The sequence below is a fragment of the Streptomyces naganishii JCM 4654 genome (assembly GCF_014650575.1).
In the GTDB taxonomy this organism is placed as follows: Bacteria; Actinomycetota; Actinomycetes; order Streptomycetales; family Streptomycetaceae; genus Streptomyces; species Streptomyces naganishii.
The window spans coordinates 541,115-556,553 of sequence record NZ_BMVF01000002.1 but is presented as its reverse complement, the minus strand read 5'-3'; the positions used below and the strand labels follow the sequence as shown (position 1 = coordinate 556,553).

Here is a 15,439-nt window from a genome sequence, read left to right as displayed (position 1 = left end):
CGGGCGGGCCGGCAGCGCCGCCAAGGTCGCACGAAGAAGGGGCGGAATTAATACGACAAGCCGATAAAAAGCTCACTTCACCCTTCGAGGTGATTCGATAATCCATTCGCGCCAAGAATCCAGAGATGAACTTTACGTTGCATTACGATCGCTTTACTCAGCGTGATTCGGCTGATCCCTGCTGACCGGAGGAGACCGGAACATGTCGTCCTGCGTCCCCACCCGCACCACCGACGCCGCTCGGACCGAGCGGTCCCACCCGCCGCACAGCCCGCCCCGGCGCACGCGCCGGCCCCGTCTCGCGGGCGCCGACCTGTCGGCCGCCGTCTCCGTCTTCCTGATCGCCCTGCCCCTCTCCCTCGGCATCGCCCTCGCCACCGGCGCCCCGCTCCAGGCGGGCCTCGTGGCCGCCGCCGTCGGCGGACTCGTCGCCGGCCGGCTCGGCGGCTGCCCCCTCCAGGTCAGCGGCCCCGCCGCGGGCCTCACGGTGGTCACCGCCGACCTGATCCACCGCTACGGATGGCGAACGACCTGCGCCATCACCGTCCTCGCCGGCCTCGCCCAACTGCTCCTCGGCTGCCTGCGCGTGGCCCGCGGCGCACTCGCCGTCAGCCCCGCCGTCGTACACGGCATGCTCGCCGGGATCGGTGTGACCATCGCCGTCGCCCAGCTGCACATCGTCCTCGGCGGCAATCCGCAGAGTTCCGTGACCGACAACCTGCGCGCACTGCCCGCCCAGCTGGCCTCCCTCGACCCCGCCGCCCTCGCCGCCGGCGCCCTGACCCTGGCCCTCCTGGTGCTCTGGCCGCGGCTGCCCGGCCGGCCCGGGCTGCTGCTGCGCCGGGTGCCGGCCGCGCTCGTCGCCGTCGCCGGGGCCACCGCGGTGGCCGCCTTCACCGGACTTGCCCTGCCCAGGGTCGGCCTGCCCTCCTGGAGCAGCCACGCGCTGGCCGGGCTGCCGCGGGGACCCGTCCTCGGGCTGGCCGCCGCGGTGCTCAGCACCACGCTGGTGTGCAGCGTGCAGTCACTGCTCGGCGCGGTCGCGGTGGACAAGCTGGTCGCGGGCCGCCCGGACCCGGCCGCCCGCCCCGCACGCTCGAACCTGGACCGGGAACTGCTCGGTCAGGGCGCCGCCAACGTCGTCTCCGGCGCGCTCGGCGGACTGCCGGTCGCCGGGGTGGCGGTGCGCAGCACGGCGAATGTGCGAGCCGGCGCCGTCAGCCGGAACTCCACGATGCTGCACGGCGTTCTCGTAGTGATCGCCGCGCTGCTGATGGTCCCGGTCCTGGAGCACATCCCGCTCGCCTCGCTCGCCGCCTTGGTGATGGCCGTCGGCATCCAGATGGTGTCCCTGCACCACATCCGCACGGTGACCCGCCACCGCGAGGTGCTGGTGTACGCCGCCACCGCCCTCGGCGTGGTGGCCCTCGGCGTCCTCCAGGGCGTGGCCCTCGGGATCGCCGTGGCCGTCGCCGTCGCCCTGCACCGCCTCGCCCGCACGCGCATCACCCACGACGTAAGGGAAGGAGTCCACCACGTACGAGTACGAGGGCAGTTGACGTTCCTCGCGGTGCCACGGCTCAGCCGGGCCCTGCACCTCGTGCCCCACGAGGCCGACGCGGTCGTCGAGCTGGACGGCTCGTTCATGGACCACGCGGCATACGAGTCACTGCAGGACTGGCAGCGCACGCACACCGCGCAGGGTGGGTCCGTGGAGCTCACCGGCCGCCGGGCCGGAGTCCGCATCGCCGAGCCCGCCGCCCCGGACGGCACGGGCTGCCGCTGCCGGCCGTGGACGCCCTGGCGCAACCACCAGTGCGAGGGTGGCCCGCGCGCGCCCCGGCTTCCCCGCGACGCCGGCACGTTCCAGCTCGCGCACGGCATCGGCACGTTCCAGCGCGCCACCGCACCCCATGTGCGCGAGGAACTGGCGCGGCTGGCGCGCGAGGGGCAGCGGCCGTCCCAGCTCTTCCTCACCTGCGCCGACTCGCGGCTGGTCACCTCGATGATCACCGCAAGCGGCCCCGGCGACCTGTTCGTCGTGCGGAATGTGGGCAATCTGGTGCCGCCACCGGGCGAGGAGGGCGGGGACGACTCGGTGGCGGCGGCGATCGAGTACGCGGTGGAGGTGCTCGGCGTGCGCTCCATCACGGTGTGCGGCCACTCCGGGTGCGGGGCGATGCAGGCCCTGCTCGGCAACGGCCCGGACCACGGGGCCGGGTCCCTGCCCGAGCACACCCCGCTCGGCAGGTGGCTGCGGCACGGGCTGCCGAGCCTGGCGCGGCTGGGCCGGGGTGACGGCCCCGGGCTCCGGCCGGCGGACGAGACCGGCCCGCGGCCCGTCGACGAAGCCGAGCGGCTGGGCCTGGCCAACGTCGTGCAGCAGCTGGAGCACCTGCGCGCCCACGGCTGTGTCGCCCGGGCCCTGCGCACGGGCCTGCTCGAGCTGCACGGAATGTACTTCCACGTAGGCGAGGCCCAGGCCTACCTGCTCACGGAGGCGGACGGCGAGATGGTGTTCACGGCAGTGGCGGCGACGGAAGGCAGGCCGACGAAGGTGTGAGACCCACCCGCCGGGCGCCCACTCGCCGGGCGACCCGCCTGCCGGGCGACCCTGCCGGAGGTGACCCGCCCACCGGGCGACCCGCCTGCCGGACGACCCTCCCGGCGGGTGGCCCTCCCGGCGGGCGACACGCCCGGCGGGTGCGTACTCGCGGAGGCGGACCGGAGGACCGTGCTGAACTTGGGCGGCCCGCCGTCCGTGGGAGGAAGTGACACCCGGCCGCGTGCCTCCGAGCGCGCGACTGTGCAAACGTTTCACCAACAGGTCTAAACCAATTCTCCGTCGGCCCTTGTCATCCGCCCCCCAGGTCTGATGAGCTGTGGCCTGGGACACAACGGACACCCTGAGAAAGGGAGATGTCGTGAGCAACGAAAGCCTGGCCAACCTGCTCAAGGAAGAGCGCAGGTTCGCGCCCCCGGCTGACCTGGCCGCGGGCGCCAACGTCACGGCGGAGGCGTACGCACAGGCCCAGGCTGACAGGCTCGGCTTCTGGGCCGAGCAGGCACGCCGGCTGACCTGGGCCAAGGAGCCGACCGAGACCCTCGACTGGTCGAACCCGCCGTTCGCCAAGTGGTTCCAGGACGGCACGCTCAACGTGGCGTACAACTGCGTGGACCGGCATGTGGAGGCCGGCCACGGCGACCGGGTCGCCATCCACTTCGAGGGGGAGCCCGGCGACAGCCGGGCCATCACCTACGCCGAGCTCAAGGACGAGGTGTCCAGGGCCGCGAACGCCCTGACCGAGCTCGGCGTCCAGAAGGGCGACCGGGTCGCGATCTACCTGCCGATGATCCCCGAGGCCGCGGTCGCGATGCTCGCCTGCGCCCGGATCGGCGCCGCGCACTCCGTCGTCTTCGGCGGCTTCTCCGCGGACGCGCTCGCCACCCGCATCCAGGACGCCGACGCGCGTGTGGTGATCACCGCGGACGGCGGCTACCGGCGCGGCAAGCCCTCCGCGCTCAAGCCGGCCGTCGACGAGGCCGTCAGCCGCGTGGACAACGTGCGCAACGTGCTCGTGGTCCGCCGCACGGGCCAGGAGGTCGCCTGGACCGAGGGCCGGGACGTGTGGTGGCACGACGCGGTCGGCCGGCAGTCCGCCGAGCACACCCCGGAGGCGTTCGGCGCGGAGCACCCGCTGTTCATCCTCTACACCTCGGGCACCACGGGGAAGCCGAAGGGCATCCTGCACACCTCCGGCGGCTACCTCACGCAGGTCGCCTACACCCACTGGGCGGTCTTCGACCTCAAGCCGGAGACCGACGTCTTCTGGTGCACGGCCGACGTCGGCTGGGTCACCGGCCACTCGTACATCGTCTACGGCCCGCTGGCCAACGGCGCGACGCAGGTGATGTACGAGGGCACGCCCGACACCCCGCACCAGGGCCGCTTCTGGGAGATCGTGCAGAAGTACGGCGTCACGATCCTCTACACGGCGCCGACCGCGATCCGTACGTTCATGAAGTGGGGCGACGAGATCCCCGCGAAGTTCGACCTGTCCTCCCTGCGCGTCCTCGGTTCGGTCGGCGAGCCGATCAACCCGGAGGCGTGGATCTGGTACCGCAAGAACATCGGCGCGGACCGCACCCCGGTCGTCGACACCTGGTGGCAGACCGAGACCGGCGGCATCATGATCTCCCCGCTGCCGGGCGTGACCGAGGCCAAGCCGGGCTCGGCGCAGCGGCCGCTGCCCGGCATCTCCGCCACCGTCGTGGACGACGAGGCCAACGAGGTGCCCAACGGCGGCGGTGGCTACCTGGTGCTGACCGAGCCGTGGCCGTCGATGCTGCGCACCATCTGGGGCGACGACCAGCGCTTCCTCGACACCTACTGGTCCCGCTTCGAGGGACGCTACTTCGCCGGTGACGGGGCGAAGAAGGACGAGGACGGCGACATCTGGCTGCTCGGCCGGGTCGACGACGTGATGCTGGTGTCCGGGCACAACATCTCCACCACCGAGGTTGAGTCCGCGCTCGTCTCTCACCCCTCGGTCGCCGAGGCGGCCGTGGTCGGCGCGGCGGACGAGACGACCGGGCAGGCGATCGTCGCCTTCGTGATCCTGCGCGGTACGGCGGCGGAGACCGAGAGCCTGGTCGCGGAGTTGCGCAACCACGTCGGCAGCACGCTCGGCCCGATCGCCAAGCCGAAGCGGATCCTGCCGGTGGCGGAGCTGCCGAAGACCCGCTCGGGGAAGATCATGCGGCGCCTGCTGCGCGACGTCGCGGAGAACCGGCAGCTCGGAGACGTCACCACGCTGACGGACTCCACGGTCATGGACCTCATCCAGGCCAAGCTCCCGGCTGCGGGCAGCGACGACTGAGCCCGATCCGGAAGGGGCACCCGGTCGCACACGCGCCGGGTGCCCCTTCCCGCGTCCTCGCGACCGCGCAGCGTCCCCGCGGCCTCACGGCTCCGCGGCTCGGGCACCCGCCGGAAGTACGACGGACGCACCCGCCCGCCCCACCTTAGGTAAAGTAAGCAAAGCGACAACTCAACACATGGCTCCAGCCCAGGCTGAAGCTCCTCAGGTGCGCCGGGAAGTCTGGTCGGCACGCGATCCGTCCTGCCCACCGACCGGAGGTTCCCGTGGCCGCGCCCCGCACCACCCCCGCCCGCAAAGTCCTCGGACGCCTGTCCCTGCCCGAGCGGAACTTCGTCGCGGAAGCGCTGCGCACCGAGACGGTCGGCGGCGTCCTGCTGCTCCTCGCCGCGATCGCCGCCCTCGTCTGGGCGAACCTCCCGGCCCTGCACGCGAGCTACGAGAGCGTGGCCCGCTTCCACTTCGGCCCCGCCGCCCTCGGCCTCGACCTGTCGGTGGAGCACTGGGCCGCCGACGGACTCCTCGCGGTGTTCTTCTTCGTCGCCGGTATCGAGCTCAAGCGCGAACTGGTCGCGGGCGACCTCAAGGACCCGAGGGCCGCCGCGCTGCCCGTCGTGGCCGCGCTGTGCGGCATGGCGACGCCCGCGGCCGTCTACGCCCTGACCAACCTCGCGGGAGGCGGCGCGCAGGCCGGCTGGGCGGTGCCCACCGCGACCGACATCGCTTTCGCGCTCGCCGTGCTCGCGGTCATCGGCACCTCGCTGCCCAGCGCGCTGCGCGCCTTCCTGCTGACCCTGGCGGTCGTCGACGACCTGTTCGCCATCCTGATCATCGCGGTCTTCTTCACCGGCCGGCTGAACTTCGCCGCGCTCGGCGGGGCCGTCGCCGGCCTCGTCCTCTTCTGGCTGCTGCTGCGGCGGGGCGTACGCGGCTGGTATGTGTACGTGCCGCTGGCGCTGGTCGTCTGGGCACTGATGTACAACAGCGGCGTGCACGCCACCATCGCCGGCGTCGCGATGGGCCTGATGCTGCGCTGCACCACACGGGAGGGCGAGGAGCACTCCCCGGGCGAGCGCGTCGAACACCTCGTGCGCCCCCTGTCGGCGGGCCTGGCCGTGCCCTTGTTCGCGCTGTTCAGCGCGGGTGTGTCGATCTCGGGCGGGGCGCTCGCGGACGTGTTCACCAGGCCGGAGACGCTGGGTGTCGTGCTCGGCCTGGTCGTCGGCAAGGCGGCCGGCATCTTCGGCGGGACCTGGCTCACCGCGCGCTTCACCCGCGCCTCGCTCAGCGACGACCTGGCCTGGGCCGACGTCTTCGCCCTCGCCACGCTCGCCGGGATCGGCTTCACCGTCTCCCTGCTGATCGGCGAGCTCGCCTTCCAGGGCGACGCGACGCTGACCGACGAGGTCAAGGCCGCCGTCCTCGTCGGCTCCCTGATCGCGGCCGCGTTCGCCACCGTACTGCTGAAGGTGCGCAACGCCCGCTACCGGCGGCTGTGGGAGGCCGAGGAGCGGGACGACGACCTCGACGGCGTCCCCGACGTGTACGAGCAGGACGACCCCGACTACCACCTGCGGATGGCCGCCATCCTGGAGCGCAGGGCCGCCGAGCACCGCCGCCTCGCCCGCGAGAAGGCGGCCGAACGGGCAAAGCGGCTTGCCGAAGTGCCGGGCGGGGCAGGCGGGGAGAAGGACGGTCCGGCATGATCTGACGGGACAGTACAAAAGACAGACGGTACAAAAGACAGGTCGCGAAGCAGCGCGGCCAGGTCCACGCAGGAGCAGGAGAGGGAGACCGCGATGAGCGCACCCGACGGCAGCCCGGTCGGCGCCGAACGCAGCATCGGCCAGCTGTTCGCCTCGGCGACGACCGAATTGTCGGCGCTGGTGCACGACGAGATCGCGCTGGCCAAGGCCCAGCTGAAGCAGGACGTCAAGCGGGGCGCCACCAGCGGCGGCGCGTTCAGCGCGGCCGGCGTGCTGCTGCTGTTCTCCCTGCCGATGCTCAACTTCGCGCTCGCGTACGGGATCCGGACCTGGAGCGGCTGGAACCTCGCGGTCTGCTTCCTGCTGTCCTTCGCCGCCAACGTCCTCGTCGCCGGCGGCCTCGCCCTGATCGGCGTGGTCTTCGCGAAGAAGGCCAAGAAGAGCAAGGGCCCGCAGAAGGTCGCCGCTTCGGTGAAGGAGACGGCCGGAGTGCTCCAGAAGGCCAAGCCGCATCCGCGTCCCGAGACCCCCGCTCTCGAGGACCGGGCCCCCCAGGCGATCGAGGCTGTGGCACGCTCGTCCTCATGACGGAGCCCGCCACCCCTTCGGCGCAATCGACCCAGCCGGCGCAGATCGTACGGATCGACCTCCCGGGCGGCCGTAAGGTCACCCACCGGGACGTCGCCGCCAACGGCGCGCGCTTCCACATCGCCGAGCTCGGCGACGGGCCGCTGGTGCTGCTGCTGCACGGCTTCCCGCAGTACTGGTGGGCGTGGCGGCACCAGCTGACCGCCCTCGCCGACGCCGGTTTCCGCGCCGTGGCGATGGACCTGCGCGGGGTGGGCGGCAGCGACCGCACCCCGCGCGGCTACGACCCGGCCAACCTCGCCCTCGACATCACCGGTGTGATCCGCTCCCTGGGCGAGCCCGACGCCGCCCTGGTCGGCCACGACCTCGGCGGCTACCTGGCGTGGACGGCGGCGGCGATGCGCCCCAAGCTCGTACGGCGCCTCGCCGTGGCCTCCATGCCGCACCCGCGCCGCTGGCGCTCCGCCATGCTCGCCGACGCCCGCCAGACGGCGGCGAGTTCGTACATCTGGGGTTTCCAGCGCCCCTGGCTGCCCGAGCGCCGGCTGATCGCCGACGACGGCGCCCTGGTGGCCCGTCTGGTACGGGACTGGTCGGGGCCGCGGCTGCCGGACGACGAGGCGGTGGAGACGTACCGCCGGGCGATCTGCATCCCCTCGACGGCGCACTGCTCCATCGAGCCGTACCGCTGGCTGGTGCGCTCGCTGGCGCGTCCGGACGGCATCCAGTTCTACCGCAGGATGAAGCGGCCCGTGCGCGTGCCCACACTGCATCTGCACGGCTCCCTGGACCCCGTGGTGCGCACCCGCAGCGCGGCGGGCTCCGGGCAGTACGTCGAGGCGCCGTACCGCTGGCGCCTGTTCGACGGCCTCGGCCACTTTCCGCACGAGGAGGACCCGGTGGCGTTCTCCACCGAACTCATCAACTGGCTGCGCGACCCCGAACCGGACCGCTGACCCGGCCGGTGACCCCGCCGCTGACCCGCCCGCCACTGCCCCGGCCGGTGACTCCGCAGGTGCGCCCGGCACCCGAACGTGAACACCTGTCCTACGAACGGCCACTTGCCCGGCGCATAGGCCAATTGGGGCCCCGGCGGGCGGTTATCGACCTTGGGGCGGGGGCAGAGGTCGGGGTATGGGCTGGACGCACGACTACAGTGACGTAGCACGCACCCGCCGTTCGGCGAGCGGTCCGGGACCCCACATGGGCGCACCGCGGCCGACGGGCGCGGACCCACAGGTGGGCATTCCGCGCATCCTGCGCCGCCGCGCCCGCTGGGTCTCCGTACGCCTGCGTCACCCGCGCGGCTGACCGCGCCGGCTACAGCGCGCAGTTGTCGCTGTCCACCTGCTGGTTCGCGGTACGGCCGTTGGCGATGTCCTGCTTGATCTCGTCCGCCGTGAGCGCGTAACCGGTGTCGGCGTCGTCGAGCGACTTGGCGAACACCACGCCGTACACCCGCCCCTCGGGCGTCAGCAGCGGACCGCCGGAGTTGCCCTGGCGGACGGTGGCGTACAGCGAGTAGACGTCACGGCGGACGGTGCCGCGGTGGTAGATGTCCGGGCCGTCGGCGGTGATGCGCCCGCGCACGCGCGCGGCGCGCACGTCGTACGACCCGTTCTCCGGGAAGCCGGCCACGATCGCGCCGTCGCCGCTGCGCGCGTCGGTGTCCGTGAACCGCAGGGCGGGCGCCCTGAGATCGGGTACGTCGAGCACGGCGATGTCGCGGTGCCAGTCGTACAGCACGACCTTCGCGTCGTACTTGCGGCCCTCGCCGCCGATCTGGACGGTCGGCTCGTCGACACCGCCGACGACGTGCGCGTTGGTCATGACGCGGCGGTCGCCGAAGACGAATCCGCTGCCCTCCAGCACCTTGCCGCAACTGCGCGCGGTGCCCACGACCTTGACGACGGACCGCCGGGCGCGCTCGGCCACCACGCTGTTGCGCAGGGCCGGGTCCGGTGGCCGCACGTCGGTGATGGGCTCGCTCGCGAACGGGCTGAAGACCTGCGGGAAGCCGTTCTGCGCGAGGACGGAGGTGAAGTCCGTGAACCAGGTGTCGGCCTGTGCGGGCATCACCTCGGACACCCCGAAAAGCACCCGGGAGTTGCGGACCTCCCTGCCGACGGTCGGTATCGTCGTGCCGCCCAGGAGCGAGCCGAGCAGCCAGGCGACCAGCAGCAGCGCGGCCACGTTGACCAGCGCGCCGCCGGTGGCGTCCAGGGCGCGCGCCGGGGACCAGGTGATGAACACCCGCAGCCTGCTGCCGAGATGGGTGGTCAGGGCCTGGCCGACCGAGGCGCAGACGATGACCACGACGACCGCGACCACCGCCGCCGTGGTGCTGACCGGAGTGTTGTCCGTCAGGGCGTCCCAGATGAGCGGCAGGGCGTAGACGGCGACGAGGCCGCCGCCCAGGAAGCCGATCACCGACAGCACACCTACGACGAAGCCCTGGCGATACCCGACGACCGCGAACCACACGGCGGCGACCAGCAGCAGGATGTCCAGCACGTTCACCGCGTCGAGCCTCGCCTCATCATTTTGTCGATCACCACCGGAGGGCCGGGTGTCCGGCCGGCCGCGCGGCGACGGCAGGACACGGCGTCCCCCGGGCAGCACGGCACGGTGCCCACCCTGTCATGACCGCCAGTCGAGCGGGACCTGCTTCTCGCGGTCCCAGGGCAGCTCCCACCCCGCGAAGTGCAGCAGGCGGTCGATGATCCCGGCCGTGAAGCCCCACACGAGGGCCGATTCGACCAGGAATGCCGGACCTCGGTGACCCCTGGGGTGCACGGCCGTGGCCCGGTTGTCCGGGTTGGTGAGATCCGCCACGGGGACGGTGAACACCCGCGCGGTCTCGGCCGGGTCGACGACGCCGACCGGACTGGGCTCGCGCCACCAGCCGAGCACGGGCGTGACGACGAAGCCGCTGACCGGGATGTAGAGCCGGGGCAGCACGCCGAACAGCTGGACGCCGGCCGGGTCGAGCCCGGTCTCCTCCTCGGCCTCGCGCAGCGCGGCCCGCAGCGGTCCCTCGCCCCGCGGGTCGCCGTCCTCGGGGTCGAGCGCCCCGCCGGGGAAGGAGGGCTGGCCCGCGTGGGAGCGCAGGGAGGTCGCCCGCTCCATCAGCAACAGCTCGGGGCCGCGCGCGCCCTCGCCGAAGAGGACCAGCACGGCCGACTGGCGGCCCGCGCCGTCCTCCGGCGGCAGGTAGCGGCTGAGCTGGACGGGACGTACCGTCTCGACGACGCGGACGACCGGCTCCAGCCAGCCGGGCAGCCCCTCCTTGCTGAGCTCCACCGGACCGCCCCGCGCCCCGTCCACGTGCGCCGTACCGCCCGCCCGCGGTCCGCCGGCCCGGGTCGCGCCCGCGTGGGTCCCGCTCGTGTGCGTCTCGCCCGCCCGCGTCATCGCCACCCCCGTCCCCGTCGTCCTGCCGTGTCCAACGCCCGAGGGCCCCGCGATCGTTCCGCGGCGGCGGGCCGTGCGCCCGCGCGGGCCGTCATCCGGCCCCCAGCGGCGGCGCCGGCTTGCCGCCCGCGTCCAGGTAGGACTGCGGGGGCTTGAGCCGCTGGCCCGGGAAGCCGCCCTTCTCGTACTTCAGCAGCTTCTTCGCCTTCTCCGGGTCGGTCTCGCCCTCGCCGTACGCCGGGCAGAGCGGGGCGATCGGGCAGGCGCCGCAGGCGGGCTTGCGGGCGTGGCAGATGCGGCGGCCGTGGAAGATCACGTGGTGGGACAGCATCGTCCAGTCGCTCTTGGGGAAGAGCGAGCCGACGGCGGCCTCGATCTTGTCCGGGTCGGTCTCCTCGGTCCACTTCCAGCGCCGCACCAGCCGCTGGAAGTGCGTGTCCACGGTGATGCCGGGGCGGCCGAAGGCGTTGCCCAGGACCACGAAGGCGGTCTTGCGGCCGACGCCGGGCAGCTTGACGAGGTCCTCCAGGCGGCCGGGCACCTCGCCGCCGAACTCCTCGACCAGCGCCTTGGACAGGCCCATGACCGACTTGGTCTTCGCCCGGAAGAAGCCGGTGGGCCGCAGGATCTCCTCGACCTCCTCCGGTACGGCGGCCGCCAGATCCTCGGGGGTGGGGTACTTGGCGAACAGCGCGGGCGTGGTCTGGTTGACCCTCAGGTCGGTGGTCTGGGCGGACAGGACCGTGGCGACCAGCAGTTGGAAGGGGTTCTCGAAGTCCAGCTCGGGGTGGGCGTAGGGATACACCTCGGCGAGCTCGCGGTCGATCCGGCGGGCGCGGCGCACGAGGGCGGTGCGCGACTCGCCGCCCGGGGGCTTGGGGGCGACGGTCTTCGCGGGCGAGGCCCCGGCCACGGCGGCGGTGGCCTTCTTGGGCGCGACGGCCACCTTCCGCGGAGGCGCGGCCTTCTTGGCGGCGGCCTTCTTGGCAGGGGCTTTCTTGGCAGGGGCTTTCTTGGCAGGGGCTTTCTTGGCAGGGGCTTTCTTGGCAGCGGCCTTGCTGACGGCGGCCTTCTTGGCAGCGGCCGTCTTGGCGGGAGCCTTCTCGGCCGAGGTCTTCGCGCCCGTGTCGGCGGCCGCCTTCTTCCCCGTGGCCGCGGCCTTCTTCCCAGCCGCCTGCTTCCCAGTGGCCTTTTTCACCGTTTTTGCCGTTTTCTTGCCGTCGTCGGGCTCATGTTCGCCCACAGCGGAATCCTGACGTACAACCACCCGCCCAGCCCCCTCGGCCTGTGCTCTCACCGGCGATTTGGACACCCGGCCAGCCTAAGGCCCGGCACGGACATCCGCCCCGGCCCCCGAAGATCGGCGCCCGATTGGCCCCCTGCCGCTTACCCCGGCACACCTGTGCGGCATCCTTGTGACAGATCACACTGTTTGGACCGTCCGGCAAAATGGGGAACACGGACCCCTGGCACACGGGGGAGCAAGATCCCCTGAGCAGGTCGACAAGGAGAGAACTCGTGGACGACGTTCTGCGGCGCAATCCGCTCTTCGCGGCGCTCGACGACGAGCAGGCCGCGGAGCTTCGCGCCTCCATGACGGAGGTGACCCTCGCCCGTGGCGACTCGCTGTTCCACGAGGGCGACCCCGGCGACCGCCTCTACGTGGTCACCGAGGGCAAGGTCAAGCTGCATCGCACGTCCCCCGACGGCCGCGAGAACATGCTGGCCGTGGTCGGCCCCGGCGAGCTCATCGGGGAGCTGTCCCTCTTCGACCCGGGCCCGCGCACCGCGACCGCGACCGCGCTCACCGAGGTCAAGCTGCTGGCCCTGGGCCACGGCGACCTCCAGCCCTGGCTGAACGTCCGGCCCGAGGTGGCCGGCGCCCTGCTGCGCGCCGTCGCCCGGCGCCTGCGCAAGACCAACGACCAGATGTCCGACCTGGTCTTCTCCGACGTGCCGGGCCGTGTCGCCCGGGCCCTGCTGGACCTCTCCCGCCGCTTCGGCGTGCAGTCCGAGGAGGGCATCCACGTCGTGCACGACCTGACGCAGGAGGAGCTGGCCCAGCTGGTCGGCGCCTCCCGCGAGACCGTGAACAAGGCCCTCGCGGACTTCGCCCAGCGCGGGTGGCTGCGCCTGGAGGCGCGCGCGGTGATCCTGCTGGACGTGGAGCGGCTGGCCAAGAGGTCCCGCTGACCGCCGAGTCCGCCGGCCCCGGCGGCAAGGGCCTCACCCCGGACGGGCACATCGCGCGCGAAGGATCCCTCGCGCGCGTGCAGGACGCCTTCCGCCCGGTCGTCTCCGCGGCCCGCGCCCGCCTGCCGCGCGCCTTCGGCACGGGGCTGCACAGCGCGTACCTCTACGGCTCCGTCCCCCGCGGCACCGCCCGCGTGGGCCGCAGCGACCTGGACCTCCTGGTGGCCCTGCGCCACGACCCGGCGGAGGCCGACCACCGAACCGCCCACGCGCTCGGCGCGGAACTCGACGCCGAGTTCGCCGAGATCGACGGCACAGGCACCCTCCTCTTCAGCCGCGACAGGCTGCTCAGCGAGGGGGAGCGGTACGACCTCGGCTGGTTCGTCGCCTGCCTGTGCACCCCCCTGCTGGGCGAGGACCTCGCCGCCCGCCTCCCCCGCTACCGCCCCGACGACCCGCCCCTCGCCCGGGAGACCAACGGCGACCTCGCCCGGCACCTGCCCCGGTGGCGGGAGCGGATCGCCGCGGCGGACGACACCGAGGAGGCCCGCAGGCCGCTGGTGCGCTTCATGTCCCGGCACCTGGTCCGTACGGGCTTCACGCTGGTGATGCCCCGGTGGCGGGGCTGGACCAGCGATCTGCGCGAGATGGCGCGGGTCTTCGGCGCGTACTACCCCGCGCGGGAGGCGCAGATGGCCTCGGCGGCGGCGTACGGCCGGGAGCCGGTGGGCGATCCCGCCGTGCTGCGTTCCTACGTCGACGATCTGGGGCCCTGGCTCGCCATGGAGTACGCGCGCGTGCACGGCGTCAAGGCGGCCCGCGCGGGGCAGTGACGGCCGGGGCTCGACGAGACGGCTGGATGAGGCGGCTAGATGAGGCCGTGCTCGCGGAGGTAGTCCAGCTGGGCGCGGACCGAGAGTTCGGCCGCCGGCCACAGGGAGCGGTCCACGTCGGCGTACACGTGGGCGACGACCTGCGCGGGGATGTGGTGGCCGTCCTCGACCGCCGTCTCGACCTGGGCGAGCCGGTGGGCGCGGTGAGCGAGGTAGAACTCGACGGCGCCCTGGGCGTCCTCCAGGACGGGCCCGTGGCCCGGCAGCACCGTGTGGACGCCGTCGTCGACGGTCAGCGACCTCAGGCGGCGCAGCGAGTCCAGGTAGTCGCCGAGCCGGCCGTCGGGGTGGGCCACGACCGTCGTACCGCGGCCGAGGATCGTGTCCCCCGTCAGCACCGCCCGGTCGGCCGGGAGGTGGAAGCACAGGGAGTCCGCGGTGTGTCCCGGTGTGGGTACGACCCTGAGCTCCAGGCCGCCCACCTCGATCACGTCCCCGGCGCCGAGGCCCTCGTCGCCCAGCCGCAGCGCCGGATCGAGGGCACGCACGCGCGTGCGGGTCAGCTCGGCGAAACGGGCGGCGCCCTCCGCGTGGTCGGGGTGCCCGTGGGTCAGCAGCGTCAGCGCGACGCGCTTGCCGGCCTTCTCCGCCGTGCCGACGACGTTGCTCAGGTGGCCCTCGTCCAGCGGCCCCGGGTCGATCACCACGGCGAGTTCCGAGCCGGGCTCGGAGACGATCCAGGTGTTGGTGCCGTCGAGGGTCATGGCGGAGGCGTTGGGCGCGAGGACGTTGACCGCCCGCGCGGTGGCGGGACCCGTGAGGACGCCGCCCCGGGGCCGGCCGGGGAGCGCTGCTGCGTCCGTCATGCGAGGGGGACCTTCCTGGACGTCGGTGCGGCGATCAGGCGGGGCCGGCGCCGGCCGGGATGTGCTTGGTGAACTCGTCGTGGCCCGGCCAGGACAGGACCACCCCGTCGTCCACCAGGCGGGCCCGCGCGAGTACGGGCGTCAGATCGCGGGCGGGCGCCGCCGCCAGGGCCTCGGCGGGGCTGCCGTAGGGGATCAGCTGGCGCAGGGTGGCGACGGTGGGCGGCATCATCAGCAGCTCGCCCCTGTCGTACGAGGCCGCCGCGTCGCCCGGCCGGATCCACACCGTGCGGTCGGCCTCCGTGGAGGCGTTGCGGGTGCGCTGGCCCTCGGGCAGGGCGGCCACGAAGAACCAGGTGTCGTAGCGGCGGGGCTCGAACTCCGGCGTGATCCACCGCGTCCAGGCGCCCAGCAGGTCGGAGCGCAGGGCCAGGCCCCTGCGGTCCAGGAACTCGGCGAAGGACAGCTCACGGGCGACCAGGGCGCCCCGGTCGGCCTCCCAGTCGGCTCCCGTGGTGTCGCCGACGACGGAGTCGGGGCCGGGCCCGGCGAGCAGGACGCCCGCCTCCTCGTACGTCTCCCGCACGGCCGCGCAGACGATCGCCTGCGCCTCCGTCTCGTCCACGCCGAGCCGGTCGGCCCACCACGCGCGCGTGGGACCCGCCCAGCGCACCAGGTGGTCGTCGTCACGGGGGTCGACTCCCCCGCCCGGGTACGCGTACGCGCCCCCGGCGAAGGCCATGGAGGCGCGTCTGCGCAGCATGTGCACGGCCGGACCGGTGCCGGTGTCCCGCAGGAGCATCACGGTGGCCGCGCGCTTCGGCGTGACCGGGGTGAGGGTGCCGTCCGCGAGCGCGCGGATGCGGTCCGGCCAGTCCGGGGGAAACCACTGCCCATTCGCCATGGGCGGAGGCTATCCCGTGGTGCGCGAATGTTCGAGAGGTGCCCGAGGTCAGGGC

12 protein-coding genes are annotated in these 15,439 nt (G+C 73.1%); 7 read left to right on the top strand and 5 right to left on the bottom strand.

The genetic code is table 11. The features are described from left to right. The first annotated feature begins 202 nt into the window (after window positions 1–202). The 5 genes from IE217_RS05320 to IE217_RS05300 all read left to right on the top strand — a co-directional run bounded on the left by IE217_RS05320 (window position 203) and on the right by IE217_RS05300 (window position 8,130). Complete coding sequence (locus tag IE217_RS05320; RefSeq protein ID WP_190176499.1) at window positions 203–2,563, top strand: bifunctional SulP family inorganic anion transporter/carbonic anhydrase; 2,361 nt, start codon at window positions 203–205, stop codon at window positions 2,561–2,563. 361 nt (window positions 2,564–2,924) lie between these two features. Beyond that, window positions 2,925–4,880: an acetate--CoA ligase gene (acs, locus tag IE217_RS05315; RefSeq protein ID WP_190176498.1), complete on the top strand. Its 1,956-nt coding sequence runs from the start codon at window positions 2,925–2,927 to the stop codon at window positions 4,878–4,880. A gap of 266 nt (window positions 4,881–5,146) precedes the next feature. Further along, window positions 5,147–6,586 carry a Na+/H+ antiporter NhaA gene (gene nhaA / locus IE217_RS05310; protein WP_190176497.1) on the top strand — a complete coding sequence of 480 codons (1,440 nt, stop codon included), beginning with the start codon at window positions 5,147–5,149 and terminating at the stop codon, window positions 6,584–6,586. Window positions 6,587–6,679: 93 nt separating this feature from the next. Continuing rightward, the gene (locus IE217_RS05305; RefSeq protein ID WP_190176496.1) at window positions 6,680–7,174 is read left to right on the top strand and encodes a phage holin family protein; all 495 of its coding nucleotides are present in this window, start codon (window positions 6,680–6,682) and stop codon (window positions 7,172–7,174) included. Next, a complete protein-coding gene (locus IE217_RS05300; protein WP_190176495.1) occupies window positions 7,171–8,130 on the top strand; it encodes an alpha/beta fold hydrolase in 960 nt (319 codons plus the stop codon). Before IE217_RS05305 ends, IE217_RS05300 begins: the two co-directional genes overlap by 4 nt. 364 nt (window positions 8,131–8,494) lie before the next feature. Here IE217_RS05300 and IE217_RS05295 read toward each other — a convergent pair whose 3' ends face one another. The 3 genes from IE217_RS05295 to nth form a co-directional block, all read right to left on the bottom strand. Beyond that, the gene (locus IE217_RS05295; RefSeq protein WP_190176494.1) at window positions 8,495–9,694 is read right to left on the bottom strand and encodes a MarP family serine protease; all 1,200 of its coding nucleotides are present in this window, start codon (window positions 9,692–9,694) and stop codon (window positions 8,495–8,497) included. 120 nt (window positions 9,695–9,814) lie between these two features. Next, entirely contained in the window at window positions 9,815–10,588 is a 774-nt protein-coding gene (locus IE217_RS05290; protein WP_373297958.1) for an NUDIX hydrolase, read from the bottom strand. A gap of 91 nt (window positions 10,589–10,679) precedes the next feature. Continuing rightward, window positions 10,680–11,786: an endonuclease III gene (nth, locus tag IE217_RS05285; protein ID WP_190176493.1), complete on the bottom strand. Its 1,107-nt coding sequence runs from the start codon at window positions 11,784–11,786 to the stop codon at window positions 10,680–10,682. A gap of 320 nt (window positions 11,787–12,106) precedes the next feature. Here nth and IE217_RS05280 point away from each other — a divergent pair, with 320 nt between their 5' ends. Both IE217_RS05280 and IE217_RS05275 read left to right on the top strand, forming a co-directional pair. Then, entirely contained in the window at window positions 12,107–12,781 is a 675-nt protein-coding gene (locus tag IE217_RS05280; protein WP_009189818.1) for a Crp/Fnr family transcriptional regulator, read from the top strand. A gap of 77 nt (window positions 12,782–12,858) precedes the next feature. Then, entirely contained in the window at window positions 12,859–13,614 is a 756-nt protein-coding gene (locus IE217_RS05275; protein WP_229865041.1) for a nucleotidyltransferase domain-containing protein, read from the top strand. A gap of 35 nt (window positions 13,615–13,649) precedes the next feature. On the opposite strand, the gene IE217_RS05270 is transcribed toward IE217_RS05275, so the two are convergent. Together IE217_RS05270 and IE217_RS05265 are read right to left on the bottom strand one after the other, a co-directional pair. Continuing rightward, window positions 13,650–14,480, bottom strand: coding sequence for an MBL fold metallo-hydrolase (locus tag IE217_RS05270; RefSeq protein ID WP_190176492.1), 831 nt, complete (start codon window positions 14,478–14,480; stop codon window positions 13,650–13,652). Window positions 14,481–14,514: 34 nt separating this feature from the next. Continuing rightward, on the bottom strand, window positions 14,515–15,384 hold the full coding sequence (locus IE217_RS05265) for an NUDIX hydrolase (RefSeq protein ID WP_190176491.1): 870 nt from the start codon (window positions 15,382–15,384) through the stop codon (window positions 14,515–14,517). Window positions 15,385–15,439 lie beyond the last annotated feature (55 nt).